Origin of the sequence: Kitasatospora sp. NPDC047058, from assembly GCF_040643935.1 — a bacterium.
Lineage (GTDB): Bacteria > Actinomycetota > Actinomycetes > Streptomycetales > Streptomycetaceae > Kitasatospora.
Genome location: NZ_JBEYVJ010000968.1, coordinates 1 through 1033 on the forward strand (window position 1 = coordinate 1; position 1033 = coordinate 1033).

Here is a 1033-nt window from a genome sequence, read left to right on the forward strand (position 1 = left end):
CGGACGTCCCCGAACTGCTCGCGGGCCTGGTCGACCGGTCGCTGCTCCAGCTCGCGCCCGCCCCGGGCCGTTACCGGATGCTGGAGACGCTCCGCGAGTACGGCACCGACCGGCTGGCCGCCGCGGACACCCTCGGCGCCGTCCGCGACCTGGCCGCCGACCACTTCGCCGCACTGATGGCCCGCCACGACCCGCAGCTGCGCGGGCCCGGCCAGCCGGCGGCCCTGCGCGCGATCGGCGCCGAGTACGACAACACGCTCGCCGCCCTGCGCCGACGCTGCGACACCGGCGACGCGCCCGGGGCCCTCGCGCTCGCCCTGGACCTCACCTGGTACTGGCAGATGCTGGGCCGGACCTCCGATGCGGCCCACTGGCTCGGCGAGGCGCTTGCGGTGCCCGGCGGTGGACTCACGCCCGAGCGCGAGTGCGCCCAGGCGATCCACCTGCTCAACCGGGGCGTCACCAGGCCGGTCACGGCGACCGCGGAGGCCGCGGACGACCGGGCCGGCATCCTCGAACTGGCCGACCGGCTGGTCGCCTACCCGGAACTGCCCGGCCCGTACGGCGCGCTCGCCGCGCTCCCGCTCGCCTTCCTGCAGGCCGAAAGGACGCAGGGCGAGCGGACCGCGCCCGCGATCATCGAGCGGCTGGCCGACGGCGACGACCCGTGGCTCGCCGGGCTGGCCCGCCTGTTCCGCGCCCAGTTCGCCGAGAACGCGGGCGAACTCGACCGGACCCGTGCCGACGTGGAGGCCGCGCTGGCCCGCTTCCGGCAGGCCGGCGACCGCTGGGGCCAGGCCGAGGCACTGCCGATGCGCGCCCGGCTCCGGCAGTACGACGGCGACCTCGACGGTGCACTGGCCGACCTGCGCGAAGCCCGGTCACTGGCAGCCGGGTTCGGCACGCTCAGCCTCGCCGACGAAGTCTTCGGCGACCTGCGCTGGATCGATCTGCACATGCGGCGCGGCGACACCGACCAGGTGCTCGGCATGATCGACTCGGCGCGGGAACGGGCGCTGCGCTCGCAGTCCCC

At 76.2% G+C, this 1033-nt stretch carries 1 pseudogene; it reads left to right on the forward strand.

Going from position 1 to position 1033, the window contains the following annotated elements:
- Window positions 1–1033 (forward strand): annotated as a pseudogene (locus ABZ885_RS42005) (AfsR/SARP family transcriptional regulator); the annotation flags it as partial.